This is a genomic window from Chryseobacterium sp. Marseille-Q8038, assembly GCF_965111995.1.
This window is the reverse complement of sequence record NZ_CBCOPN010000002.1, coordinates 1,057,240-1,081,622: the sequence shown is the minus strand read 5'-3', so window position 1 is coordinate 1,081,622 and position 24,383 is coordinate 1,057,240. Positions and strand designations below refer to the sequence as shown.

22 protein-coding genes are annotated in these 24,383 nt (G+C 34.5%); 13 read left to right on the top strand and 9 right to left on the bottom strand.

Annotated elements, in window-relative coordinates; translation table 11 throughout:
• Window positions 1–57: 57 nt before the first annotated feature.
• From coaE to ruvB, 4 genes are all read right to left on the bottom strand, one after another.
• Window positions 58–687, bottom strand: a complete 630-nt coding sequence (gene coaE / locus ACWPWS_RS18915) for a dephospho-CoA kinase (RefSeq protein ID WP_209786925.1) — start codon at window positions 685–687, stop codon at window positions 58–60.
• A 9-nt stretch (window positions 688–696) separates the two neighbouring features.
• Window positions 697–1,563 carry an MBL fold metallo-hydrolase gene (locus tag ACWPWS_RS18910; RefSeq protein ID WP_209786926.1) on the bottom strand — a complete coding sequence of 289 codons (867 nt, stop codon included), beginning with the start codon at window positions 1,561–1,563 and terminating at the stop codon, window positions 697–699.
• A gap of 13 nt (window positions 1,564–1,576) precedes the next feature.
• The gene (locus ACWPWS_RS18905) at window positions 1,577–2,188 is read right to left on the bottom strand and encodes an FMN-binding negative transcriptional regulator (RefSeq protein WP_454047553.1); all 612 of its coding nucleotides are present in this window, start codon (window positions 2,186–2,188) and stop codon (window positions 1,577–1,579) included.
• A gap of 62 nt (window positions 2,189–2,250) precedes the next feature.
• A complete protein-coding gene (gene ruvB / locus ACWPWS_RS18900; RefSeq protein ID WP_105681642.1) occupies window positions 2,251–3,273 on the bottom strand; it encodes a Holliday junction branch migration DNA helicase RuvB in 1,023 nt (340 codons plus the stop codon).
• 260 nt (window positions 3,274–3,533) lie between these two features.
• On the opposite strand from ruvB, the gene hutI reads away from it, so the two are divergent.
• The 3 genes from hutI to ACWPWS_RS18885 all read left to right on the top strand — a co-directional run bounded on the left by hutI (window position 3,534) and on the right by ACWPWS_RS18885 (window position 7,197).
• A complete protein-coding gene (hutI, locus tag ACWPWS_RS18895) occupies window positions 3,534–4,757 on the top strand; it encodes an imidazolonepropionase (RefSeq protein ID WP_454047552.1) in 1,224 nt (407 codons plus the stop codon).
• Window positions 4,758–4,845: 88 nt separating this feature from the next.
• Window positions 4,846–5,766 carry a formimidoylglutamase gene (hutG, locus tag ACWPWS_RS18890; protein ID WP_454047551.1) on the top strand — a complete coding sequence of 307 codons (921 nt, stop codon included), beginning with the start codon at window positions 4,846–4,848 and terminating at the stop codon, window positions 5,764–5,766.
• Between the two features lie 138 nt (window positions 5,767–5,904).
• Window positions 5,905–7,197: an aldehyde dehydrogenase family protein gene (locus tag ACWPWS_RS18885; protein ID WP_309512917.1), complete on the top strand. Its 1,293-nt coding sequence runs from the start codon at window positions 5,905–5,907 to the stop codon at window positions 7,195–7,197.
• A gap of 127 nt (window positions 7,198–7,324) precedes the next feature.
• Here ACWPWS_RS18885 and pyk read toward each other — a convergent pair whose 3' ends face one another.
• The 5 genes from pyk to ACWPWS_RS18860 are packed head-to-tail and all read right to left on the bottom strand — an operon-like array spanning window position 7,325 to window position 11,506.
• Window positions 7,325–8,770: a pyruvate kinase gene (gene pyk, locus ACWPWS_RS18880; RefSeq protein ID WP_105681637.1), complete on the bottom strand. Its 1,446-nt coding sequence runs from the start codon at window positions 8,768–8,770 to the stop codon at window positions 7,325–7,327.
• Window positions 8,763–9,236 carry an IPExxxVDY family protein gene (locus ACWPWS_RS18875; protein ID WP_209786931.1) on the bottom strand — a complete coding sequence of 158 codons (474 nt, stop codon included), beginning with the start codon at window positions 9,234–9,236 and terminating at the stop codon, window positions 8,763–8,765. Before ACWPWS_RS18875 ends, pyk begins: the two co-directional genes overlap by 8 nt.
• On the bottom strand, window positions 9,214–9,978 hold the full coding sequence (rnc, locus tag ACWPWS_RS18870) for a ribonuclease III (RefSeq protein WP_105681635.1): 765 nt from the start codon (window positions 9,976–9,978) through the stop codon (window positions 9,214–9,216). The genes ACWPWS_RS18875 and rnc overlap by 23 nt, the downstream gene beginning before the upstream one ends.
• A gap of 9 nt (window positions 9,979–9,987) precedes the next feature.
• On the bottom strand, window positions 9,988–11,232 hold the full coding sequence (fabF, locus tag ACWPWS_RS18865; protein ID WP_454047550.1) for a beta-ketoacyl-ACP synthase II: 1,245 nt from the start codon (window positions 11,230–11,232) through the stop codon (window positions 9,988–9,990).
• A 34-nt stretch (window positions 11,233–11,266) separates the two neighbouring features.
• A complete protein-coding gene (locus tag ACWPWS_RS18860) occupies window positions 11,267–11,506 on the bottom strand; it encodes an acyl carrier protein (RefSeq protein WP_002976354.1) in 240 nt (79 codons plus the stop codon).
• A 1,292-nt stretch (window positions 11,507–12,798) separates the two neighbouring features.
• On the opposite strand from ACWPWS_RS18860, the gene ACWPWS_RS18855 reads away from it, so the two are divergent.
• The 10 genes from ACWPWS_RS18855 to ACWPWS_RS18810 all read left to right on the top strand — a co-directional run bounded on the left by ACWPWS_RS18855 (window position 12,799) and on the right by ACWPWS_RS18810 (window position 24,375).
• On the top strand, window positions 12,799–13,032 hold the full coding sequence (locus tag ACWPWS_RS18855) for a hypothetical protein (protein ID WP_105681632.1): 234 nt from the start codon (window positions 12,799–12,801) through the stop codon (window positions 13,030–13,032).
• Window positions 13,033–13,120: 88 nt separating this feature from the next.
• Window positions 13,121–14,107 (top strand): grasp-with-spasm system ATP-grasp peptide maturase, encoded by a 987-nt coding sequence (gwsG, locus tag ACWPWS_RS18850; protein ID WP_309512916.1) that lies wholly within the window; start codon window positions 13,121–13,123, stop codon window positions 14,105–14,107.
• A 7-nt stretch (window positions 14,108–14,114) separates the two neighbouring features.
• Entirely contained in the window at window positions 14,115–14,309 is a 195-nt protein-coding gene (locus ACWPWS_RS18845; RefSeq protein ID WP_105681630.1) for a hypothetical protein, read from the top strand.
• The gene (gene gwsS, locus ACWPWS_RS18840) at window positions 14,306–15,352 is read left to right on the top strand and encodes a grasp-with-spasm system SPASM domain peptide maturase (RefSeq protein WP_454047549.1); all 1,047 of its coding nucleotides are present in this window, start codon (window positions 14,306–14,308) and stop codon (window positions 15,350–15,352) included. The genes ACWPWS_RS18845 and gwsS overlap by 4 nt, the downstream gene beginning before the upstream one ends.
• Entirely contained in the window at window positions 15,352–16,536 is a 1,185-nt protein-coding gene (locus ACWPWS_RS18835; protein WP_454047548.1) for a glycosyltransferase, read from the top strand. Before gwsS ends, ACWPWS_RS18835 begins: the two co-directional genes overlap by 1 nt.
• A gap of 216 nt (window positions 16,537–16,752) precedes the next feature.
• Window positions 16,753–17,586 (top strand): GLPGLI family protein, encoded by an 834-nt coding sequence (locus tag ACWPWS_RS18830; RefSeq protein ID WP_454047547.1) that lies wholly within the window; start codon window positions 16,753–16,755, stop codon window positions 17,584–17,586.
• A gap of 284 nt (window positions 17,587–17,870) precedes the next feature.
• Complete coding sequence (locus ACWPWS_RS18825; RefSeq protein ID WP_454047546.1) at window positions 17,871–18,812, top strand: hypothetical protein; 942 nt, start codon at window positions 17,871–17,873, stop codon at window positions 18,810–18,812.
• Between the two features lie 297 nt (window positions 18,813–19,109).
• The gene (locus ACWPWS_RS18820) at window positions 19,110–21,317 is read left to right on the top strand and encodes a peptidase domain-containing ABC transporter (protein WP_454047545.1); all 2,208 of its coding nucleotides are present in this window, start codon (window positions 19,110–19,112) and stop codon (window positions 21,315–21,317) included.
• Complete coding sequence (locus tag ACWPWS_RS18815) at window positions 21,307–21,867, top strand: HlyD family efflux transporter periplasmic adaptor subunit (protein ID WP_209786940.1); 561 nt, start codon at window positions 21,307–21,309, stop codon at window positions 21,865–21,867. The genes ACWPWS_RS18820 and ACWPWS_RS18815 overlap by 11 nt, the downstream gene beginning before the upstream one ends.
• A 1,146-nt stretch (window positions 21,868–23,013) precedes the next feature.
• Complete coding sequence (locus ACWPWS_RS18810) at window positions 23,014–24,375, top strand: hypothetical protein (RefSeq protein WP_454047544.1); 1,362 nt, start codon at window positions 23,014–23,016, stop codon at window positions 24,373–24,375.
• The last annotated feature ends 8 nt before the right edge of the window (window positions 24,376–24,383 follow it).

Here is a 24,383-nt window from a genome sequence, read left to right as displayed (position 1 = left end):
TAAGAAATAATTTTTAGCAGAAAAAAACTCGTTAGAAAAGCTTCTAACGAGTTTTATTTATTCAATACTGAAGATCACTTTCTCAGTCTGTTCTTTTAATTCTTCCAGATTGGTATTGTTGTAGATGATACAATCTGCCATTTTAATTTTATCCCTTTCAGGCATTTGTTTTTCCATGACAGTTTCTACCTCGCGGTAGGTTTTCTGATCTCTATCCATTACCCTTTTGATCCTGATGTTATCCTCAGCTGTTACCAAAAGAGATTTGTAACATTGTCTGTTGAGCTTCAGCTCAAACAATAGTGCTGTTTCTTTGAAAACTAAATATTTGCTTTGTTTCTTTACCCAGTCTTCAAAATCAACCCTTACGGCAGGGTGTATGATTTCGTTTAATTGCTGAAGGAGATCTCTGTTATTAAAAACTTTATCAGCAACAAATTTTCTGTCATACAATCCATTTTCATCATAAGATTCTTCACCAAGAAGTTCTTTGATTTTTATTTTCAGATCTTCGCTTTCATTAACGATAGCTTTAGCTCTGTCATCGGAATAATAGACCGGAAAACCGAATTCCTCTATAAAGCGTGCTACTGTGGTTTTTCCTGAGCCTATTCCTCCGGTTAAACCAATGATCTTGGGTGCTGGTTCCGGTTCTGTCTGTTGTGTTTCTGAATGTAATTCTTCCATGATTCAAAATTAATATCCAAAAACATCATTAAAGCTAAACGTTTCATCAAGCCTTACTCCTTTGTCTGTCATTTTAAGACTTGCAAGCTCGTTATGCGCATCATGCTCAAAGAACAGTAAATATTCGTTGTCTACACATTGCTTAAGGAATTTGCCTTTTTCTTCCATTGTTAAAAGAGGTCTGGTATCATATCCCATCACATACACCGGGTTGATATGTCCTGCAGTAGGAATAAGGTCGGCGGCAAAGACAACTGTTTTTTCCTGGTATTGAATGACCGGTAGCATCTGTTTTTCGGTATGTCCGTCTACAAAGATGACATCCATTTTCAGGTCCGGAGCAAAGCCGTAATTTCCGGTGGTAGGAAGAGGCAAAAAGTTAAGTTGTCCGCTTTCCTGCATCGGCATAATATTTTCCTTCAGGAAGCTTGCTTTTTCTCTTGCATTAGGTTCTGTTGCCCACTGCCAGTGATTTTCATTAGTCCAGAAATGGGCATTTTTGAAGGCTGGTCTGTATCCGGTTCTGTCATCATTCCATTCTATAGCACCGCCACAGTGGTCGAAGTGAAGATGCGTAAGGAATACATCCGTAATATCCTCCTTTACAAAGCCGTATTTTTTAAGATTTTTATCTAGAGTATCGTCTCCCCAAAGAGAGTAGTGTCCGAAAAATTTATCATCCTGTTTGTTACCAAGGCCACAGTCTACCAGGATCAGTTTTTTCCCGTCTTCAATAAGCAGGGAGCGGGTTCCCAATTCGATCAGGTTTTTTTCGTCTGCCGGGTTAGTTTTTTCCCACAGACTCTTCGGGACGACTCCGAACATAGCACCGCCGTCCAGTTTAAATTTTCCACATTGTATTGGATATAACTTCATATGTATATTTTGATTATTTTTTTATTTGTTTCATTTTCTCCGCAATCTTTCTTGCGTTATCATCAGCTTGTTCAAGTTGGCTGACAATGTTGTTGAAATCCGTCTCTTTTCTGTTCTGAGAAAGCTTTTGTTTGATAAATATTTCGGTTGGAATAACTTTAATCCCAAAAGCTCCCTTCATTTCCTTTTCCACAAAGGCATTGCCCATATCTTTCACCATCATTGGACATTGCTGGAAGCTTTCATATTTGGATGTCAATTTATCCAAATGGGCATACAGCTCATCATGATCCATTACTTCAACTTTTCCGTGAATCTGTACTGCCTCATAATTCCAGGTGGAAACATTAATATGATCATACCAGCTGCTGGATATGTACGTGTGGGCACCTAGAAAATCACAAAGAACTTCATCCCCGTTTTGTAAGGTTTTTGCCTGTGGGTTAGCTCTCGAAATATGAGTTTCAATATAAGCATTTTCCGGATCATCCTCATTAAGCATCATCATAGAATGGGTCGCTCTTATCTTATCAACAGAAGAGATCAGTAAAGCAAAAGAATTTTCTTTGATGATCTCTCTCATCAAATGGTAATCTTCGCTTTTATATAATTTGGGAATAAACATAAACTAAAAATTCTTGTTAACCTTACACTAAAATCCCTGAACTTTAAACTCAAAACTTTGAATTAGAATAGTTCTCCCGGATTTTTAGGTCTTGTAATATTCAAATGCTTGTAAGCCTTATCTGTAACTTCTCTTCCTCTCGGGGTTCTGATAATAAATCCTTCCTGAATCAAAAACGGCTCATACACTTCTTCCAGTGTTTCCGGATTTTCAGCAATGGATGTGGCAAGCGCAGAAATACCTACCGGTTTTCCCTTAAAATTTTCAATCATGACACGCATGATCTTATTGTCCATTTCATCCAGACCAAATTCATCCACATTCAAAGAATCCAGTGCATATTTTGTGATCTTAATCTCAATTTCACCATTTCCTTTGATCTCAGCAAAATCACGTACCCTTCTCAATAATGCATTGGCAATCCTTGGCGTTCCACGGCTTCTTCTTGCAATTTCTATGGCGGCATCTTCATAAATAACAACTCCCAAAACCCTTGCACTTCTCTGAATAATCATTGATAAAAGCTCAACAGAGTAATACTCCAGCCTGCTTTGAATCCCGAATCGGGCAAGCATTGGTTTGGTAAGCATACCACTTCTTGTAGTGGCTCCCACCAGGGTAAACGGATTCAGTCCGATCTGTACACTTCTGGCATTGGGACCTGTTTCCAGCATGATGTCAATCTTGTAATCTTCCATTGCAGAATACAAATATTCCTCTACAACAGGAGAAAGACGGTGAATTTCATCAATGAAAAGAACATCATTTTCTTCCAGATTAGTCAATAAACCAGCCAAGCTACCTGGTTTGTCCAATACAGGACCAGAAGTAATCTTACAGTTTACTCCAAGCTCATTAGCGATAATATTGGCCAACGTAGTTTTACCAAGCCCTGGCGGACCGTGTAATAAAACATGATCTAGTGCTCCGCCACGTCTTTTTGCAGCGGTAACAAAAACTTCAAGGTTCTCCAGCGTTTTTCTCTGTCCCGCAAAATCTTTAAAGCTCTGGGGACGGATCTGTTCTTCCTGCATCAGCTCCTCTCGTGAGTAGTTTTCCTTATCTGGATGTAAAAAATCTGGCATTAATTCATTTCATTTACTTCAAAGATAGCAAATTTCGACTAAGGTTGAAGGGCAGATTGAGAAAACGTTAAGATTGATACAGAGGTTTTAGCCAGGGTTGAAAATGAGAACACCTAAGATTTAAATATTTGGGATATTTTAAGTATTTTTGAGAGGAGAAATTATTAATAAAAATTAATAAAATTTTGACTGTTTAGCAGACAGGTGTTGATTGAAGAACTAATCAGCCTGAATCTAAACATCGAATTAACTTTAGACTAATGAAATTAATAGGACCATTTAAGCAGGTGGTGACACTTGCTAACTTACCCTTAAGAGGAAAACTTTCCGATGAGCAGCTGGAAATTATTGTAGACGGAGGAATTGTAGTAGATCAGAATACCATCCGGAAAGTTGGAAATTTCGAAACATTAAAAACAGAAAATCCTACCATAGAAATTGAACAGATAGAGGGAGAACAGATTGCTCTTCCTGCTTTTGTAGATTCACATACCCATATTTGTTTCGGAGGAAACCGTGCGAATGATTTTGCCATGCGTAATGCAGGGAAAACTTATCTGGAAATCGCCGAGAGTGGTGGTGGAATCTGGAGTTCTGTACAGCACACAAGAAATGCTTCAGAAGAAGAATTGCTGAAAACTTTAGTGGAAAGAATCAACTTCTTGGTTGAGCTGGGAATTACGACAATTGAGGTGAAAAGTGGTTACGGACTGGATGTGGAAAATGAACTGAAAATGCTTAGAATTATTAAAAAAGCCCAGAACGAAACTAAAGCAACCCTAGTTCCTACCTGTCTTTCAGCCCACTTAAAACCAAGAGATTTTGAAGGGAGCAATCCTGAATATCTGGAATATATCATCACCGAAATTTTACCAAAAGTAAAAGAAGAAGGATTGGCAAACAGAGTAGATATTTTTATTGAAAAGTCTGCTTTTCAGCCTGAGGAAAGTAAGGATTTCTTACTTAAAGCAAAAGCACTAGGTTTTGAAATTACCGTTCATGCCGATCAGTTTACCCCTGGAAGTTCAAAAATTGCAGTAGAAGTGGGAGCGAAGTCTGCAGACCATTTAGAAGCAACCATTGATGAAGATATTCAATTTCTGGCTGAATCTGATACTGTGGCAACAGCTCTTCCGGGAGCGAGCCTGGGTTTGGGTGAGAAATTTACTCCGGCAAGAAAATTACTGGATGCAGGAGCTATTGTAGCCATTGCAAGTGACTGGAATCCGGGATCAGCCCCTATGGGAAATTTAATTACCCAGGCGTCTATTTTAGCCACTTTCCAGAAACTGACTACAGCTGAAGTATTGGCAGGGATGACTTTCCGTGCTGCTTATGCATTGAATCTTGAAGATAGAGGGCAGTTGGAAGCCGGAAAAAAAGCTGATTTTGTGACTTTCAAAACCAATAATTTCCAGAATGTACTGTATAATCAGGGAAGCTTAAAAGCAGAAAATGTGTACATTGACGGAAATCTGATGTAAAATTATAAATTAACCATATTTGTTCTTCCATCAGCATGTTTCCCATATGAGTTGATGGAAGGGCAGACAATAGGCAAATGACTGAATAATGAGTAATATTTGGCAAGGCAGATTGGACGGAGAAGAACTTCTCTATCACAGATTATTTCAAAGAGTAAAAGAAGAACATAATTACGACAACATCTCTACAGGTGACTTTGCGTTGCATGGTTTTGCTGTAGATGAAGGAGTAAGAAGAAATAAAGGCCGTCAGGGAGCGAAAGATGCTCCTGATGTGATCCGAAAAAATATGTCTAATTTTCCGGTGATCCTTCCTGACTTTTCAATGCTGGATTTTGGAAACGTTACCTGTGAAGACGGAAATCTGGAAAATACTCAGAATAATCTTGCCAAAAATGTTTCAAAAGTACTTTTAAAAGGAGGAAAATCCCTTGTGCTGGGTGGAGGCCATGAAGTGACATATGCCCATTATTTAGGGGTTAAAACAGCTTTTCCTGAACAAAAAATTGGTATTATTAATATTGATGCCCATTTTGATAACAGGCAGCCGGAAAAAGGAGTAGGACCGAGTTCTGGCACCGGATTCTGGCAGATTGCCCAGGAAGGACCCATCAATTCTTTGCATATTGGAATTCAGAGAAACTCCAATACATTAAAGCTTTTTGATACGGCTCATCAGTATGGGATGAAATATATTCTTGCTGACGAATTATTTTTTGAAAATCTTACATCCATCTATCAGCGTATCGATGAATTGCTGGACAGTGTAGATTATGCCTATCTTACCATTTGTATGGACGTCTTTAATGCATCCATTGCTCCCGGAGTATCGGCAGCAGCATATAATGGTATCTTTGCGGATACTGCTTTTATGCATTTTTACAGACATATCTTAAAAAATAAAAAATTGCTGGCACTGGATGTAGCAGAAGTGAATCCTTCTTTCGATATTCAGGACAGAACAGCAAGACTTGCAGCATGTCTTGTGAATGAATGGCTAATGATTTAAGATAAAGCTATATTCTTCCGATAGAGAAAATCATTATTTTATTGACCCTTAAGGAATGGAATTTGCTGATTTCACCGTGCTTTTAAAATAAAAGCGCTCATAAATTCATTAGCTGAATTTAAAACAGAAATTTATATTATGGAACAATTAATTGAAAGCAAGCTTATTAAAGCAGATAAAGCGTTTTCAGTGTGGAGAAAAGTGCCGTTTGAGGAAAGGCAGAAGTTAATTGCAAAAGCAGCGGAAATTTTAAAGAATAATTCGGAGAAATTTGGGAGAATAATTACAACAGAAATGAACAAACCTATTTCAGAATCTATTGCTGAAGTAGAAAAGTGTGCTTTAATGATGAATTATTATGCAAACGCTGAGAATATTTTAAAACCTGAGAAAGTAGAATCAGAATTTGCTTATTCTGAAGTTCACTATGCTCCCAAAGGAGTAATTTTAGGCGTAATGCCCTGGAATTTTCCTTTTTGGCAGGTATTAAGATTTGCTACTCCTGCAATTTTGGCTGGAAATACAGTGGTTTTAAAGCATGCATCAATTTGTTTCGGAAGTGGAAATGCCATTGTTGATGTTCTTCTGGAAGCAGGTTTTCCTGAAGGTATTTTTCAAAACCTTGAAGTAGGACACAAAGCTGTAAAGGAAATCCTTGAACACGATGCTGTAAGGGGAGTGAGCTTAACAGGAAGTGGAAAAGCAGGTGGAGAAGTGGCTTCAATAGCCGGATTAAATATCAAAAAATCTTTGCTTGAACTGGGTGGTAGTGATTCTTTTATCATTTTTGATGATGCAGACCTGGAAGATGCAGCAAAAGCGGGAGTGAAATCAAGACTTCAAAACTGTGGACAAACCTGTACTGCAGCCAAAAGATTTATCATTGATGAAAAGATCGAGGATCAGTTTTTACCAATATTTATTGAAGAATATAAAAAATATGAAATTGGAGATCCTTTAAATAAAGAAACGAAATTAGCAGGAATGGCTAGACCTGATCTTGCTGATGAGTTGGAAGCGCAGTTCAACAGAGCGCTGGAAAATGGTGCCGAAATTATCATTCCTTTGGAAAGAGTTTCTGAAAATGAGTTTAAACCTGGTTTAATCAGAGTTCAGGAGGGAAATCCAATTTTGAAGGAAGAGCTTTTCGGACCTCTTGGAATGATTATGATAGCAAAAAATCAGGAAGAAGCTTTGCAGATGGCGAATGATATTCCTTTCGGACTTTCTAATTCTGTTTGGACGAAAAATAAAGAACGTCAGTTATTCTTCATTGAAAACCTTGAGTCAGGAACTGTCAATATCAATCGTATGACGAGTTCTGATCCGCGTTTTCCATTTGGAGGAACAAAAGCTTCAGGATATGGAACAGAATTGTCCCTGTTGGCTTTAAAAGAATTTGTAACAGCTAAGACTATTGTAGGTAATTAGATTGTGCCGTAGTATATTGTACAATGTAAAAAGTACAATGTATTCATGAGCCAATTTTATAATATAAAAAAACTCCCGGAAATCAATTTCCAGGAGTTTTTTATGTTTTGACAAAAAGTAATTTTGCTTATACTGTCGTCAATCTCAGCGTATTCGTTTTTCCACCTTCGTATGATGGAGTAGCGTTGATATTGATTACAAAGTCTCCGGTTTCAATATAACCGTAGTTATGAGTCAGCATATTTACCTGGATAATCGTTTCATCAGTAGATTTCTTCATATCATAATAGTATGCGTGAACACCCCAAAGAAGGTTCAGCATGGTAATAACCCTTTTGTTACCACTATATACAATGATGTGAGAGTTTGGTCTGTGGGCTGCAAGCTGGAAAGCAGTGTATCCAGAGTGAGTAAGCGTTACAATAGCAGAAACGTTTGTTGTTTTAGCAATTCTTACCGCTGCAAGGCAAACCCTGTTGGTAATGAATCTCTCATCAATACAGTTATAATCTTTTTCGATAGGCTCATTTTTATGTTGGTAAAAATGAGTGGTTTCGATATTCTTTACAATTTTGGCCATGTTTTCCACAACCTGTACCGGATATCTCCCTACAGAAGTTTCTCCCGAAAGCATTACGGCATCTGCACCATCCAATACAGAGTTGGCAACGTCATTTACTTCCGCTCTGGTTGGTGTTAAGCTGTTGATCATCGTTTCCATCATCTGGGTAGCGATAATCACCGGCTTAGAATAGAATCTTGCTTTTTCTACCAGGTTTTTCTGGATCGCAGGAACTTCTTCCATTGGAACTTCTACTCCAAGGTCTCCACGAGCTACCATTAATCCATCACATTCAAGAAGAATTTCTTCAATATTTTTAACCCCTTCAGGCTTTTCAATCTTTGCAATAATCGGAGTCTTGAATTTACCATTTGGATGCGCTTTAATAAGCTCCTTCAAGTCGATAATATCCTGAGCATGACGAACAAATGATAAGGCAATCCAGTCAACTTCCATGTCAAGCATGAAATTAGCATCCTGAATATCCTTTTCTGTCAATGCAGGAAGAGAAACATTTGTATTAGGTAAATTAACTCCTTTTTTAGAGCTTAACGGTCCCCCTTGAATGGTTTTTGCTTTTACCGTATCTATTTCATTGGTTTCAGTAACCTCCAACATAAGTTTTCCATCGTCAATTAGGATTCTTTCTCCTACTTTTACGTCTTGTGGAAACTGTTGGTAAGTCATGTACACTTTCGTGGAATCTCCCTCCATCTTTTCATTGGTGAAGGTAAGAATATCACCTGGATTCAGATAAGATCCTTCCTTTACAACTCCTACTCTCAGCTTAGGACCCTGAAGATCTCCCAAGATTCCCACTGAATAACCATACTCGCTGTTTAGCTCTCTAATTATTTCAATATTTTTTCGAACTAAGTCGTAATCTGCATGGGAAAAATTTATTCTGAAAATATCAACACCCGCTTTCATTAAATCTAACATTACCTCCTTCGACGATGAAGCAGGCCCTAGTGTTGCGATAATTTTTGTCTTCTTTAAATACTTATTCATAATACTGGATAATTTGATAAAGTTCTTCATCAGAACTCAGTGTATAATCTTGAATTGGAAACACAAGATTTTCAGGGAGCAAAATTACGGAAAAATCAGGAAACTGTTCCGAACTATGCAGAATATATTCCACATCTACCTGATTATTTAATAAAAATTTAATGTTTTCTTCTTCTGTAAAGAGTTCTGTCTGAATTTTTTTTTGCTTACTTTCAGAAGATTTATTTGAAATGAAGGTAAAACAGGTCTTTGAAAACTTGTGGTAGGCTTCAAATCTTGGAAAAAGATAATCATAATATCCCCCATGAAAGACAAGATCTTTCTTTCTTGAAAAATTGAGGTCGTTTGTTTGATTTATTTTATAGAAAAACTCGTGAGCAGGTACATCTTTGGCTAATCTTACCAATCCTATGGCAATATCTTCAAATTCTATATCATCAAGATCATAAAGTTTTTGAATTTCCAAGTATATTTTCTTTTTTATTTAAAATATAAAATGCCCTATGTGCTGCTTTTTCCTCTGCTTTCTTCTTAGAAGTCTCAGTTGCATTCGCAATCTTTTCATCTCCCAGCCACACATGACATCTGAATACGACAGATTTATTTGCCTGTATTTCCTCGCAGGTTTCGTACTTTATGTTAACCTTCTTCTTTTGGCTCCATTCAAGAAGGAGACCTTTGTAGCTTACAATTTTGTTTTCAAGCTTATTGATCTCAGAAGGGGTCAGCAATTTTTCCAAGATGATCCTTTTGCAGGCATCATAATGGAAGTCTAAATAAACGGCACCGATTAAGGCCTCGAATAAATTTCCGGAGATATTCTCTCCCAAAGCGGAAGAACTGTTTTGCTTTTGCAAAAGGTTGGTAAGCTTGAGATCTTCTCCTAATTTATTGAGATTTTTCCTATTAACAATCTTAGATTTCATTTGTGTCAGATATCCCTCATTAGCCTGAGGATACGTCTGGAACAAATGACAAGAAATAATTGTACCCAAAACAGAATCTCCCAAAAATTCAAGCCTTTCGTAATTGCTGTCTTGATTTTTAGAAGAATTTTTTAAAGAAAAAGCTTCGCGGTAAAGAGCTATATTTTGAACCTCGGTACCCAATACTTTACTAAGCTCGGTACTGAGAAAATATTCTCTCTCCGTTAATTGTCTTTTTCTTTTTTTGAGAAGGAATTTAGAAAAGTATTTCTGTAACTCCATTCATTGAATTTAGATTTTCTTAAATAGAACGCAAGCGTTATGCCCGCCAAATCCAAAAGTATTGCTCATGGCTACTTTTACATCTTTCTTCACAGCTGTATTAAACGTAAAGTTTAGTCTGCTGTCAATATTTTCATCATCAGTAAAATGGTTGATGGTAGGAGGAACAGTACCATGAATAATAGTTCCCAATGCAGCGATAGCTTCAATAACTCCGGCAGCCCCTAAAAGGTGTCCTGTCATTGATTTTGTAGAATTAATCTGAATGTCATAAGCGTGCTCGCCTAATAATCTTGAGATAGCATTGGATTCTGCGATGTCTCCTAATGGAGTAGAAGTACCATGCATGTTGATATGATCTACTTCATCAGCAGTTAAACCTGCATCTTCCAGGCAGCTCTTCATTACCAGATAAGCACCAAGGCCTTCAGGATGCGGAGCGGTCATGTGATGTGCATCAGCACTTAAACCACCTCCTAATAATTCTGCATAAATTGTAGCACCACGTTTTACAGCGTGCTCATATTCTTCAAGAATGATACAGCCGGCTCCTTCACCCAATACAAATCCATCTCTGTTTTTATCAAAAGGTCTTGAAGCAGTTTTAGGGTCATCATTTCTTGTAGAAAGTGCCATCATTGCGTTGAATCCACCGACACCACTTGCTGTAACGGCAGCTTCAGAGCCTCCGCACACAATAACGTCTGCTTTTCCTAATTGGATCAGCATTTTGGAATCAATTATAGCATTTGCTGAAGATGCACATGCAGATACAGTCGTGTAGTTAGGTCCGTGGAAACCGTATTCAATTGAGATATGTCCAGGAGTGATATCCGCAATCATTTTTGGGATAAAGAAAGGGTTAAATCTCGGAATTTCCGTATTGGCCCATCCTAACACTTCAGTTTCAAAAGTCTCTAATCCTCCGATTCCGGATCCCCAGATTACACCAACTCTGTTTTTATCTACATTGCCTTCAATAATTCCGGAATGCGCTACTGCTTCTCTTGCAGCAACAAGTCCCAATTGAGTGTTTCGGTCCATTTTTTTAGCCTCTTTCTTATCGAAATGCTGTAACGGATCGAAATTTTTCACCTCGCAAGCGAACTTTGTTTTAAAGTTTGTGGCATCAAAAAGAGTAATCGGAGCGGCACCGCTCTCACCTTTCACAAGATTTTCCCAGTATTCTTTTGCATTATTTCCTATTGGCGTTATTGCTCCAAATCCGGTTACAACTACTCTTTTTAATTCCATAAACTTTGTTTAATTTCTTTTTTGTTGAAGAATATTATTTATTTACTACTTCTTCGATGTAAGCGATAGCGTGTCCTACAGTAGTAATTTTTTCAGCTTGGTCATCAGGGATCTGAATGTTAAATTCTTTTTCAAATTCCATGATTAACTCAACTGTATCTAGTGAATCAGCTCCTAAATCGTTAGTGAAGCTAGCTTCAGGAGTTACTTCTGTTTCTTCAACGTCAAGCTTATCAGCGATGATAGCTTTTACTCTTGATGCAATGTCTGACATAGTAAATTATTTTTTTAATTGTTAGATGGTGCAAATATATAAAATTCTTTACGATAAAACATTTTTTTAGTCTTTTTTGTGGACCGGAAGCTTTCATTTTAGATTGTTTAGCTTTAGTCTTTTAGTTTTCAGTGGGTTATATTTTGATGAAACGGTAAAAGGATAAAGTGCTTCAAATTTAGAAAGTTTGAGATCAAGCAGAATTCTCCTTTCTTATCAATAAAACTAATGTATGAACTTTAAAATTGGCTTTTGATTGAGAATTTTTTATAGTCTGATCCCTACTTTCCAATCTTTTTGATGAGAAATGAATAGAAGCCTAACCTTCTTGAGTTTGATTAATCCTTTTCTTTAGTATAGTAAACAGGTACAGAAAAATCGGGAACTCTTACCATTACCCTGTCATTCTTTTTTTGTACGCTAAACTCATTGAGTCCAATATATTCGTTGCTATTGTTAAAATGACAATGCTAAAAGAGGATTAATAAAATGTGCTTTTTAGTTTTGATAAGATGGTAGTATTAGTTTGTTGATAAAATACTATTCTCTTTATCAGGACTGTGTAGTGTAAATATATTAATTTGTTGATTAGATATTTTAATTTAGATTTGAGGATAGATGACTTCTGATCAATAAGTTTGAAATATTGAGATTGTTACTAGAAAGAACAATTTACTATAGAATTAATAATGTTAAAAATTTTGTCTAGTAACACATTTGATAAGTGTTTTCCATCTTTTGCAGATAAACTTGTTTTCAAACCAAAATCGATATTTATTATAACAGCTATTCTGCCAGGGTTCGGATTTTAAATGAGTGAGTCCGTTTTTATTTTACCTAAGTCTTTACTTTAATCTTGTGGGCTTCTGCCTTTAATGTTCATGTGCAATGTTCCGTAGTTGCCATTTTACTTTTGTTTTTACTCGTTTTTACCCCTGATTTTATAAATTATTTCTATGAGCATTGATATAATTATTTTATGTTTCTGTAATTTTTTTTTATTAAAAATAATTTTCAGTTAAGCATACTATTCCCGATACCTTCACTGATCCATCATGGGATTAAATTTTAATTCACATAAATGAGAGTACGTTTATTATATATTCATATTATTGTGTTTTTTATTAAAAAAAAACTCACAAAGCGTTGATAAGTTTGATTTTTTTTTAATACTTTTAAAAAAGTTTTGCTTTAGACAAATTTTTAACCATGATTGAGTGCACGCAGTTTAAATTAGAAATGGGAGTTAAAGGAAACTAAACAAACATTACAAAATATTAATTTTTTACACTATGAAATTAGAAAGTTTAAAAAGCGAGAAATTTGGTAAATATTCAAAAAACACTTTGGAAATCACTGAATTAATTAAAGGAGGTCTAGCTGGTAATACAAGCACATCAAGTTCTGTGACAAACGAAAGTACTTTTGATACTGATAGCGCATGTCCAGATTGTGAAAAAGATCCAAATGGAGGAACAAGTGTTGGCTTAGAGCCAGGCTTTGGTCTTGGTAGATCAGCAAAATAATTTTTAAATTATCCAGCCTTAAATATTTAACTTATTTAATACAGTTAGTATTTAAGGCTTTTTATTTCTAATAGTAAAAAAATTCAAGTTGAAAAAAACTATTTTAATATTAAGTCAGAAATCTGATATCTCTACCAATAGAGTAATTGATTATCTGATCGCTTCCCAAAAAGATTTTTATAGGGTAAATGTAGATTCTGACAGGCTTGTTGATGTGCGCTTAGATTTTGAAGAAGGAGAGGTTACAAAATTCATACTTTATTTTGAAAACAAAGCACCTCTGGATTTAAATGATGTTTATTCATGCTGGTATAGGAGAGGAGGCATTCCCATGTTTCCTTTACCGGAAATGAAAGATATATACGAGCTGTTTAAAAGTGAAAAGATATCGCTTAAATCAAGAGAACATTTGTACGCAGAGTCCCGTGAATTACACGAATATATCCATTGGTATCTGGAGACCCATATTGAGAAGACTATTGGAAGCCAGTCAAGTGCCCATATCAATAAACTGAAACAGCTTACCGTTGCGAATAGCTGCGGGCTGCCCATACCTGAAACTAAGATTTTAACAAATTTTAAAAATACTTCCAAAGCTACACTTATCACAAAAAGTATCCAAGATATTCTTCATGCTCAGGATGACATAAACAGATATATGTATTTTACTGAAGATGTTCCTGCAGATGATATCAATGATTCTATTCAATTTTATCCTAGTTTATTCCAGCATAAGATTGAAAAAGAATATGAAATTAGAATTTTTTATCTCCATGGAACTTGTTATAGCATGGCTATTTTTAGTCAGGCAGATGCTAAGACTCAAACTGATTTCCGAAAATATAATTTCGATAGACCTAACCGGAATGTTCCCTACAAATTACCTGTTGATGTAGAAGAAAAAATAGTTTCATTCATGCATAAGATTAATTTGAATTGTGGTTCATTGGATTTAATATATACAAAAGGACAGTATTATTTTTTAGAAGTAAATCCTGTGGGGCAGTTTGGAGCGGTTTCCCAAGCGTGTTCATACAATCTTGAATCAAAAATAGCAGAATATCTATCTAACTAATTTGAAAATGACAAAACTACCATACATATATAAATATTTAACTAAAATAAAATTAAATATTGACAAGAAAAGACAGGAGGCATTTCCCGTGGATGCTTATGACAGCACATATTGTGTGCCTGAGGGAGGTGCCAACAAACCGATCAGTAAAATTATTGATTTAAAAAAATTAAATGAAGACATAAACCAGAAAACTAAATGATGGATTATACAATTTTAAAGGATAAATTTTTACAACTGTATTCAGTATGTCTTATGACAAAAGGAGTGAAAAGATCCGTGATAGTAGACACTCAAAGAGAAGAATGGTATCATATCCCAAATTCTTTACATACAATTCTTCTCAACTATAATAATCAAAAATTAGAAAAGCTGTTCGGAGATTTCAAAGGGGAAGAAGAGATTTTAATGGAGTACTTGGATTTTTTATATGAAAATGATCTGATATTTTATGCTGAGTCAGCTGACTGTTTTCCGCCGTTGGGTGATTATATTGAAAGTCCTTCAATCATTGAAAGTGCTATTATTGATTTTGATAGTACATCACAAAATTTACAGCATCTTGAGGAAATCTTTTCTGATCTGGAATTGCTGGGATGTAAAAATTGTCAATTCAGATTTTTTCATTCTCCTTCAAAAGCAGAAATAATTAAAATTGTAACCCTTCTTGGCAACTCAAGGATTACTTCTTTAGATTTTATAATCAAGTATGATGAATCATATAATGTTGATTTTTTAATAGAATTAACCAAGCAAAATTTAAGAATTAAAAGTGTTTTTGTTCATTCCACACCCTTTAGCAGGATAGAAATTATTAACGCTGAATATTTTTCTTACATGGGGAATGTGGTTTTTATTATGCAGGAAATTAAAGATGAGACTCATTGCGGGAAAATCTCTCCGGAATATTTTACCACAAACTTTAGAATGTTTAATGAATCATTAAAATACAATTCGTGCCTGTATAAGAAAATTGGTGTTGATACGAATGGAAATATTAAAAACTGTCCAACATTAGCCTCTTCTTTTGGTAATATAAAGCAAGACAGATTAACTGAAATTGTAATTAAAGAATCATTTACTGACATTTGGAATATTAATAAAAATCAACTGAGCGTTTGTAAAGATTGTGAATATAGAAACGTATGCAGCGATTGCAGAGGCTTTTTAGATGAAAGCCAGATTCATAATGCAAAGCCGGTTTTATGTGGTTATGATCCTTACAATAATGTCTGGCAGGAATAATGAAAAGAGTTGTACTTAATTTTATTTTTAAAGATGAAGAGCATGTTATCGAACGGATGTTAAACAGCAACTTACACTTCGCTGATTTGATAGTGTGTGTCGATACAGGGTCCACAGATAATACAGTAGATGTTATTAAGAAATGGGCAGAAATCAATAAAAAACAATTATTTATATTTTATAGAACTTTTGATTATTTTGATAATAGCCGGAATTTTGCTTTAAATAAATTAAAAGAGGTTGTTAGTACACTGGGTTGGGATGAAACAAGAACTTATGGATATTGGCTGGATTGTGATGAAGTTGTAACGGATAATGGCTTTGATAAAAATACGCTGACAGAAGATTCGTATCTGTGTAAAGTACATCTGAATGGGGACATATTTTCAAGGTTAACCTTTTTCAGGTTAGATTTACCCTTCTTTTGGTATGGACCTGTACACGAATATTTAAAGTGTGACTCGAAGTTTACGTGTGCCGTGATTGAAAACTTTGAAATCAATGTTTATAACGATGGTAACTCGTGGCAAAATAATTTAACAGAAAAATACTTAAATCACGCCAATATTTTAGAAAAGCATCTGCAAAAAAATGATATAACAGATGCTGCCAGATGGCTTTTTTATCTGGCGCAAAGCTACTATTTTTCAGCTTTGTTTACATTTAATAATGACGACCGTATCTGCAAATTAAACAAGGCGTTAAAAGTATATAGAGAAAGGGTTGCAATGACAGCCGATGGGTACAGTGAAGAAATATTTTATTCTCAATATATCATAGGACGCATTTCATACTTATTAGAGAAGGATTGGGATGTTGTTCTAAACGAATATACAAAAGCCGATGATATTGATCCGATAAGAGCTGAGACTACTTACAAAATCATTTGTCATTATTATGACAACGATAATTATACTTCAGCTTATGAATATTCGAAAAAGTCTTTAAAACTGTATCATGGTAAAAATCCATTTCCTCAAAGGTTATTATTTGTTGAACTCGAATTATATAATTGGAAATTGTTGTACAAGCATTTGAAAATTTGTGTAAAAATAAACCACATAGATGAAGCAAAGATTACTGTTGAAGAGCTCAATAATCTGGTAGATGAAAGTCCGGAATGGTTTAATTCGGAAGACCTTAACGATATCAGAGAAGTTAATCAATTTCTCACGCATTTTTAGTGCTGCCGATGTTACGTCAAACCCCATAAAAGAGTGCTGGCATCTATTTTAAAAATCAATTTATTCCAGTTTGTATTATATTTAGATTATAAATGAAATTCCACAGATTTATTATACGGTAGCGAGATATAAGGTTTTGATTTGTATTATGATACATAAAATGTGAAAACGATTTCTCCTACTTTAAAATTATTTCTTAAAAACCACCAAATCATTATGTTAAACCGAATATTTTTTCTTCTCCTGATGAGCTGCTTTTTTACTTCAGCACAAACTCATCGTTTTATTTATGAATTACAATTCAAAATAGACTCAACCTCTACTGATTATATTAAAACCAATATGGTATTGGATATTAACCCTAAGGACGTCAAATTCTATGAATATAAATTTCTTAGAATGGATTCCATCAATAAGGCTAATCAGAACTACCGCTTTCGAACCTGGGGTTTTCAAAATATTATTACGAGGGAACGAAATTCCTTCAAAAACAAAAATTTCGAAAATCTGGATGACTTGTTTGTGTATCAAACAGATGATTCAATGAAGTGGAATTTAAGCAATGAAACCAAAATGGCGGATAAATATCTTCTACAAAAAGCCACGACATTTTTTGGAGGAAGACTGTGGACGGCATGGTTTTGTAAAGAGATTCCTTACAATGAAGGACCTTATAAATTTAGAGGATTGCCAGGATTAATATTTCAAATTTATGATTCAAAAAGTCAGTTCAAGTATAACATGCTGCAGTCGAAGTCATTAGATGTGACCTATGATACAACAGGGTTTATAGAGGGCTATGCAGGTACTAAACCTTTAGAAGTAAGTGAGGAAATGGTTCAGAAAAAAAAATTAGAAAGATTTAATGAGCCTTTCAAGGATTTTATGTTACAGTTTGATAAGCAGCCCGATGCACAGTATTTTTACAGAGGTACACAAATTACAAGTAAAGACCAGTTGAAAACATTTGAGAAGCAAGCGCAAGAAACAATGATGAAAGAAAATAACCCTATTGAAGTTAACAAAGTCATTCATTACTCTAAAAAATAATTCAGGCATAAAGAATTTATGTCCTGTCTAAAGGGAATTGTGTTACTAGCTATTTACTTTATTTCAGTAAAATTCCAGACAATGCAATAAAGATTTATTGGGCAGTAAAGCCATTCTTCAATGTGAAATTAATTTTTCAAAATATAATAGACAAATTGGACCCAATAAGTCATGCTGATCAAGCAGTCCGCATTTCATTTCCATGATTTATTGTTAGCCAAATTATTAATTTGTAATAAATACTAAATGAAATTTTTTTTAAATGCTTTTTAATTATTACGGCTATGATGTCTAATCTTTTGTCTTCGCAAAATGGATCTGTGTTAAGTGATACTTTAGTAAATACAAAGAATGCTAAAATAATTGTTGATCTGCCTGTTCCTAAAAATTCTTCGGCAAAGAATAAAAAATATCCGGTGTTTTTCATTTTAGATTCTCAGGAAAAGAACATTGTTGATATAGTGAAATCAAATATATCTTATTTGCAGAACTTTGGTAAAGAAATACCTGAAGTCATATTCGTAAGAGTGGAGATATATGATCGGTCTAAGTTGTATTTTGGTGAAGGGGTAAACGAGCTAGCAGAGATGCTCCAAAAAACGATTATTCATCTTAACAAATATAATGCATTGAATTATAATGTAATTCTAGGTCATTCTAATTCCGCATCATTTGTTTTAGACCTTGCAAACGATATCAATTTGAGCAAGTTGTTTCAGGTGTATATTGCGTATTCTCCATCTAAAACTGTTGATAAATTAAATATCCCATCACAAGATGTAAACTTATATTTATCACATGGTGGTATCGGACAATATGAAAATTCGTTTAAAGAGGAAACTGTTGCCTATAAAGGGAAGATTGATAGCATCAATAGCTCTAAGTTTAAGTTGAAATATGATTATTTTCCAACGGCAAATCATAATACAATAATTCCTATGTCTATTTATAATTCAATAAATTACGCTTTTGATCCGTGGATTATAAGCAGTTTGGAAACTGAGTTTATGGTAAATAATAAGTACGATATTTTAAAAAATTTAAAAACAAAGTATCATATATTAGAACATATCACAAATGTAAGCCACGAAATATCTCCCAATGAATATGTGTATATAGCCAATCTGTATTATGGTATCGAAGATTTTAGTAAAGCTATATCGGTGACTGATGAGGCTCTGGCTGGTACCTCGCCAAAAGATTCTGATTATTATAAGATTTATTAGAACAGAGCTTTATATTATTTTGAAATTGAAGATATCTCAAAAGCCAAAGAAAATATAACTCTGGCAAAAAAATATATAACTAAAGAAACTGATGAGTATAACTATACATATCCAATGATAGTATATTATGATAAATTTTTAGATATTTATATTACTATTGCAAACAATGCTGATAGAGAAAAAAAAATAATTAAACTTCTTGAGTTAATTAAGGATGAAAAGAAAATTAGTAATAACAATCTTCTGGTAAATTTTATTAAAAAACATTTGCTGGAAATGAAAAAGTAGATTAGAAAAATGTTTAAAACTACCTTTCCCTTCTACAGGCAGCCTGATGCAAAAGACTGTGGCCCTACTTGTTTGCGGATAATAGCCAAATACTTCGGCAAAACACTCTCCATAGAACAGATACGTCTTCTTTCAGAGACGACCCGGGAAGGAAGCAGCCTCAAGGGAATAAGTACAGCTGCAGAACAGATTGGTTTTAAAACTATGGCAGTGAAAATCAGCTGCGATATGTTGGTTGATGATCCTCCATTACCATGCATTCTCCATTGGGATAAAAATCATTTTGTTGTTTTATACAAAATAGAAGAAAAGAATAAAAAATATTATTTCCATATCTCGGACCCGGGATTTGGCATTCTTAAATATGAACAAGCAGAATTTCTCAAGCGTTGGATTGATGAAGACGCCACTGAAAAAACTGAGGAAGGGGTTGTCTTATTTTTAGAAACCACGCCTGATTTTTTAAAAAAACATCTCGATAAACAAGAAAATAAAGCCAGTCTTAAGTTTCTGTCTCAATATCTGTTTGAATACAAACTGCTGGTAGGGCAATTAGTTATAGGACTTTTAGCAGGAAGTTTGCTTTCACTTATTTTTCCGTTTCTTACCCAAAGCATTGTAGATGTGGGGATACAAAACCGCGATTTAAACTTTATTTATATCGTTTTGCTTGCGCAGATTATGCTTTTTTTAGGGAAAACGGGAATAGAAATTACCCGCAGTTGGATTCTCCTCCATCTTTCTACACGAATCAATATTTCTATAATTTCCGAATTCTTCATTAAGCTGATGAAGCTGCCTATCAGTTTCTTTGATACAAGGATGACAGGAGATATTATGCAGAGGATTAATGATCACCACAGAATAGAACAGCTTCTCACAACTTCTTCATTAAATACATTGTTTTCATTAGTCAATCTGATAATTTTCAGTATTGTTTTACTGTATTACGATTACAGACTTTTTATCGTGTATCTGATAGGTGCCATCTTATATGTTACCTGGATCACTTTTTTCCTTAATAAAAGAGAAAAGCTGGATTATAAAAGATTTTCCCAGATTTCTCATGAACAAAGCAAAGTAATTGAACTCATTAATGGCATGCAGGAAATAAAAATGCACAATGCCGAAAAGAAAAAGCGTTGGGATTGGGAAGGTTTGCAGGCCAAATTATTCGATATAAGAATTGAGTCTCTTTCATTGGAACAATGGCAATCTGTTGGTGGGAATTTCATCAATCAAATGAAAGATATTTTAGTAAGTTTTTTATCTGCAAAATTGGTTTTGGATGGCAGTCTTACTTTGGGTATGATGCTGTCAGTACAGTATATTGTAGGACAGTTAAATAGTCCGTTATTGCAGCTAATCGATTTTATTAAACAAAGTCAGGATGCTAAGATTTCTTTAGAGAGATTAGGGGAAATACATGAAAAAGAAGATGAGGAAGTTGCCGACGAGAAATATGTCACAGAAATTCCGAAAAAGGACATTGAAATTAAAGACATATCTTTTAGATATGTTGGCACGAAACAATATGTTTTCAAAAATTTAAATCTGGTTATCCCTTATCAAAAAACAACTGCAATCGTTGGGGCTAGTGGGAGCGGGAAAACTACTCTTTTGAAACTGATTATGAAATTTTATGAACCAGAAACAGGAGAAATAAAAATTGATAATACCGATTTGAAAAACATTTCGCCCAGATTTTGGCGGGAGCATTGTGGAGTTGTTATGCAAGATGGATATGTTTTTAACGATTCAATTGAAGAAAATATTGCTGTAGGAGAAGAAAATATAGATCAGAAAAAATTGTTGAAAGCAGTAGAGATTGCTAATATTAAAGATTTTATTGATGAACTACCTCTCGGCTATAATACTCGAATAGGCAATGAAGGAATAGGAATAAGCGGGGGGCAAAAGCAAAGACTCTTTATTGCAAGAGCTATTTATAAATCTCCCGAATATATTTTCTTTGATGAAGCTACTTCAGCACTGGATGCCAATAATGAAAGGATAATAATGAGAAATCTGGAACAGTTTTTCAAGGGTAGGACAGCAATCGTTATTGCACATCGGCTTTCTACAGTAAAAAATGCTGACAAAATTATTGTTTTGGATAAAGGATGTGTGGTAGAAGAAGGGAATCATGCTGAATTAGTTGCTAAGAGAGGCGAATATTATAGACTTGTAAAAAACCAATTAGAACTTGGAAGCTAAAAAAAATATATCAGACAAGCTTAAACTTCATTCAGAAAGTGTACAAAAGATACTTTCTACATCGCCTCATTGGATGATTCGATGGGGAAATACTATAGTTTTTATTGTTTTACTCCTTATTATATTGATGAGTTATTTTATCAAATATCCGGAATATATCCGGGCGCCTATTATTGTTACCTCACAAAATCGTCCTGAAAAAATAATGGAAGGAGACACTGCAGTACCTACTTTACCAAAAGAAGAGAGGTTTGTAGGGAAGATGGATATCCCAATAGAAGATTCTCTTAAGGTTACATCGGGTCAAAAAGTTTTGATAAAATTTGACAATTATCCCCAGCAGGAATATGGAGTAGTAGAGGGAAAGGTGCAAAAGATAACTGAGGCTTCTGGTAAAACTGGAAAGTATTATGTAAATGTTATGCTACCTAAAGGCTTAACAATTTCTAATGACAAAAACTTTCACTTTGATCAGGAACTGAAGGGAGATGCTGAAATTATAACAAAAGATGTCAGATTAATTGAAAGATTCTTTCATAAAATCAGATAGTAAGTCATTGCTTATCCTCATTATATTGTCAAAAAATCAATCTATTTCAGACTATTTGACGAGTAGGGGAAGTAGACGATTAGCGCCGTTAAAAACTTTTTATACAGTAAGTGAAAACAAAAAAACCTTAAATTATTTATGTTGAATAATTTAAGGTTTTGTTTTGTGGAGTTGGAGGGTTCCGAACTATCTCTTTAAATCTCTTTATTTATCAACCTTTTTAAAAGATGAGGCTTCTGCTACTCACCGAATTACTCACTTTGAAAATGTAGGTTTTTGATTCGTTTTGTATGTCAAATATAATAACTTCCATTGTATTTTAATGCATATATATTAAAGTTTTATGGAAGATTTGAAATATCTTCAAGCACTAATATGGTAAGTATCGTGAAAAAATCGAAAATTACAAAAGGGTTTTATTGTTATCTGTGGTTTGCCTAGTTTTCCCAATGAGAATTGTTAAATGTCTCTTTGGAATTAGTTCCGATTCATTTATATATAAAGTCTACTTAAAACAGTGCATCAAATACTATTTTTTCTATGTTATTACACATCTTCTAAGTTAAACAATTTTAAAGAGATATTATTAGAAATTACATTTATTTTTTTTGATCCACCTTTTCTTAATATATTTGTTTTAAATCTAAAATTAGAAAATTATAAGAGTAGCCTGAAAATACATATAAAAATATTGCGTTAAGCAGTTCATTTTCTTCGTTCAAATACTGGAAATATTATCACTAAAGAATTATGACTGTAAGATGCGCCCTCTCGGGGCGTGTTTTGCTCATTTCTTTAGTAGGCTATTCCAGTAGCCTGAACGGAGGGTGATGTCAATTCACGCTCTTTTTATTGTTAAGAAAAATATCCGTAAAAATACGGGAAGAAAAAGAGTGTAAATACCTATATGTATTTCTTCTAATTTTCTTAGAATTACAAATAATGAAAATAAAAGATTTTACGTCAAGTTTTGACGTTAATCTGATTTAGTTTTGTAAAGTAGAATATTGAGTGATCACTATTGGGTGATTTTAAAAAGACTTATTTTTGCAGTTATCACAATATACAATGAAAAATTTTTATTTAAAATCCTTTTTCCTCTGTTTAAGCTCCTTAGGATTCGCTCAGATTCCTAAGTTACCAACTATGGAAAATCCCAATCCCTCTACATTTCAGAATTATTCTGACCAGAGCTTTATAAATCCCAAAAGGAACAGTACAACTCCCGTAGTTCCCCAGAACTACAATAATAATATAAGAACTCCCCAAGCATATCAACAGGATGTAAAAAGGGCGCAGGAAGATATCAGGCGGTTTGAACAGGAACAGGCAGAAGCCGAAAGAGCTGTATTTTACAGCAGGGTAAAGGCGTTGGAAGATTCCGGATATAATCTGCCCTCACTTTCAGGAAAGGCAGGAACAAATGCCTATTATGATGCCTTTGATAAACTTTCAGCTCTTGATTCTGAGAACTATTCAACAACTGAAGCTAATTTTATCGTAGAGAATGCTTTTTATGGGGGTAAACAAAATTTTAAGCAGTTTAAAGCCGGAATAGAACAGACTGCAAAGCAGGTACTTCAGAAAATGAGAGCTGACAAGCTCGATACTGAAGACAACACCATGAAAAACATTGCCCTGTTTAAGCACTTTTCTAAAAATTATAAATATGATTTTGACGATTATTTCGGAGCGAAAGACTGGACTAAAATGTTTACTACAAAGCTCATGAAAACAGGAAAGGGGCAATGCCACTCAATGCCCTTATTGTATCTGATGATCGCTGAGCAAATGGGCGCACAGGCTTCTCTCGCTACTGCCCCGAACCACACCTATATTAAATTTTTAGATAGTGAGGATCAGTGGCAGAACATCGAGCTGACGAACGGAATTTTTACAACAAATTCCATGATTTTGGAGTCCGGATATATCGGCTCAGAAGCCTTGCAAAATAACTTGTACATGAACAGTCTGAGTAAAAAGGAACTCATGTCACAATTTTATGCTGATCTGGCGAACGGCTACATTCATAAATACGGAATGGATGAATTTGTAGGCAAAACATTAGATAAATCTCTGGAATACTCCCCGAATAATATGTACGCCAATCTGCTTAAATCCATGTATCAACAAGCAAGATTTAAGCACGTTACCGATAATTTAGGGATTAAAAACGCAGAAAATCCGGAAGAACTCCAAAGCATACGTTATTTCCCTAAAGCGGTGGAACTTCTTCAGGAAACTAAAGCACAATTCGACAGGATTGATAATTTAGGATTCAAATTCATGTCAAGCTCTGCTTATTCGGAATGGCTCGGCAATATGGGAAGGGAAGCCAACAGACAGCAGAGCGAAGAAATTGCGGAAAAAATAAAGCAAATGAATGCTGAAAAGCAGAGAAAAAAACAAGAGGAACTGAAAAAAGCACAGGAAGAAAAAAGACGGATTGAAGAGAAGAAAAAGAAAGAAGAGGAAGAAAGACGAAGACTATTTTATCTTAAAACATAATGAATTAA

Coding starts and splice junctions, on each gene's coding strand:
- coaE (WP_209786925.1), bottom strand. CDS start 687: ATGGAAGAATTACATTCAGAAACACAACAGACAGAACCGGAACCAGCA.
- ACWPWS_RS18910 (WP_209786926.1), bottom strand. CDS start 1,563: ATGAAGTTATATCCAATACAATGTGGAAAATTTAAACTGGACGGCGGT.
- ACWPWS_RS18905 (WP_454047553.1), bottom strand. CDS start 2,188: ATGTTTATTCCCAAATTATATAAAAGCGAAGATTACCATTTGATGAGA.
- ruvB (WP_105681642.1), bottom strand. CDS start 3,273: ATGCCAGATTTTTTACATCCAGATAAGGAAAACTACTCACGAGAGGAG.
- hutI (WP_454047552.1), top strand. CDS start 3,534: ATGAAATTAATAGGACCATTTAAGCAGGTGGTGACACTTGCTAACTTA.
- hutG (WP_454047551.1), top strand. CDS start 4,846: ATGAGTAATATTTGGCAAGGCAGATTGGACGGAGAAGAACTTCTCTAT.
- ACWPWS_RS18885 (WP_309512917.1), top strand. CDS start 5,905: ATGGAACAATTAATTGAAAGCAAGCTTATTAAAGCAGATAAAGCGTTT.
- pyk (WP_105681637.1), bottom strand. CDS start 8,770: ATGAATAAGTATTTAAAGAAGACAAAAATTATCGCAACACTAGGGCCT.
- rnc (WP_105681635.1), bottom strand. CDS start 9,978: ATGGAGTTACAGAAATACTTTTCTAAATTCCTTCTCAAAAAAAGAAAA.
- fabF (WP_454047550.1), bottom strand. CDS start 11,232: ATGGAATTAAAAAGAGTAGTTGTAACCGGATTTGGAGCAATAACGCCA.
- ACWPWS_RS18860 (WP_002976354.1), bottom strand. CDS start 11,506: ATGTCAGACATTGCATCAAGAGTAAAAGCTATCATCGCTGATAAGCTT.
- ACWPWS_RS18855 (WP_105681632.1), top strand. CDS start 12,799: ATGAAATTAGAAAGTTTAAAAAGCGAGAAATTTGGTAAATATTCAAAA.
- ACWPWS_RS18845 (WP_105681630.1), top strand. CDS start 14,115: ATGACAAAACTACCATACATATATAAATATTTAACTAAAATAAAATTA.
- gwsS (WP_454047549.1), top strand. CDS start 14,306: ATGATGGATTATACAATTTTAAAGGATAAATTTTTACAACTGTATTCA.
- ACWPWS_RS18835 (WP_454047548.1), top strand. CDS start 15,352: ATGAAAAGAGTTGTACTTAATTTTATTTTTAAAGATGAAGAGCATGTT.
- ACWPWS_RS18830 (WP_454047547.1), top strand. CDS start 16,753: ATGTTAAACCGAATATTTTTTCTTCTCCTGATGAGCTGCTTTTTTACT.
- ACWPWS_RS18825 (WP_454047546.1), top strand. CDS start 17,871: ATGATGTCTAATCTTTTGTCTTCGCAAAATGGATCTGTGTTAAGTGAT.
- ACWPWS_RS18820 (WP_454047545.1), top strand. CDS start 19,110: ATGTTTAAAACTACCTTTCCCTTCTACAGGCAGCCTGATGCAAAAGAC.
- ACWPWS_RS18810 (WP_454047544.1), top strand. CDS start 23,014: ATGGAAAATCCCAATCCCTCTACATTTCAGAATTATTCTGACCAGAGC.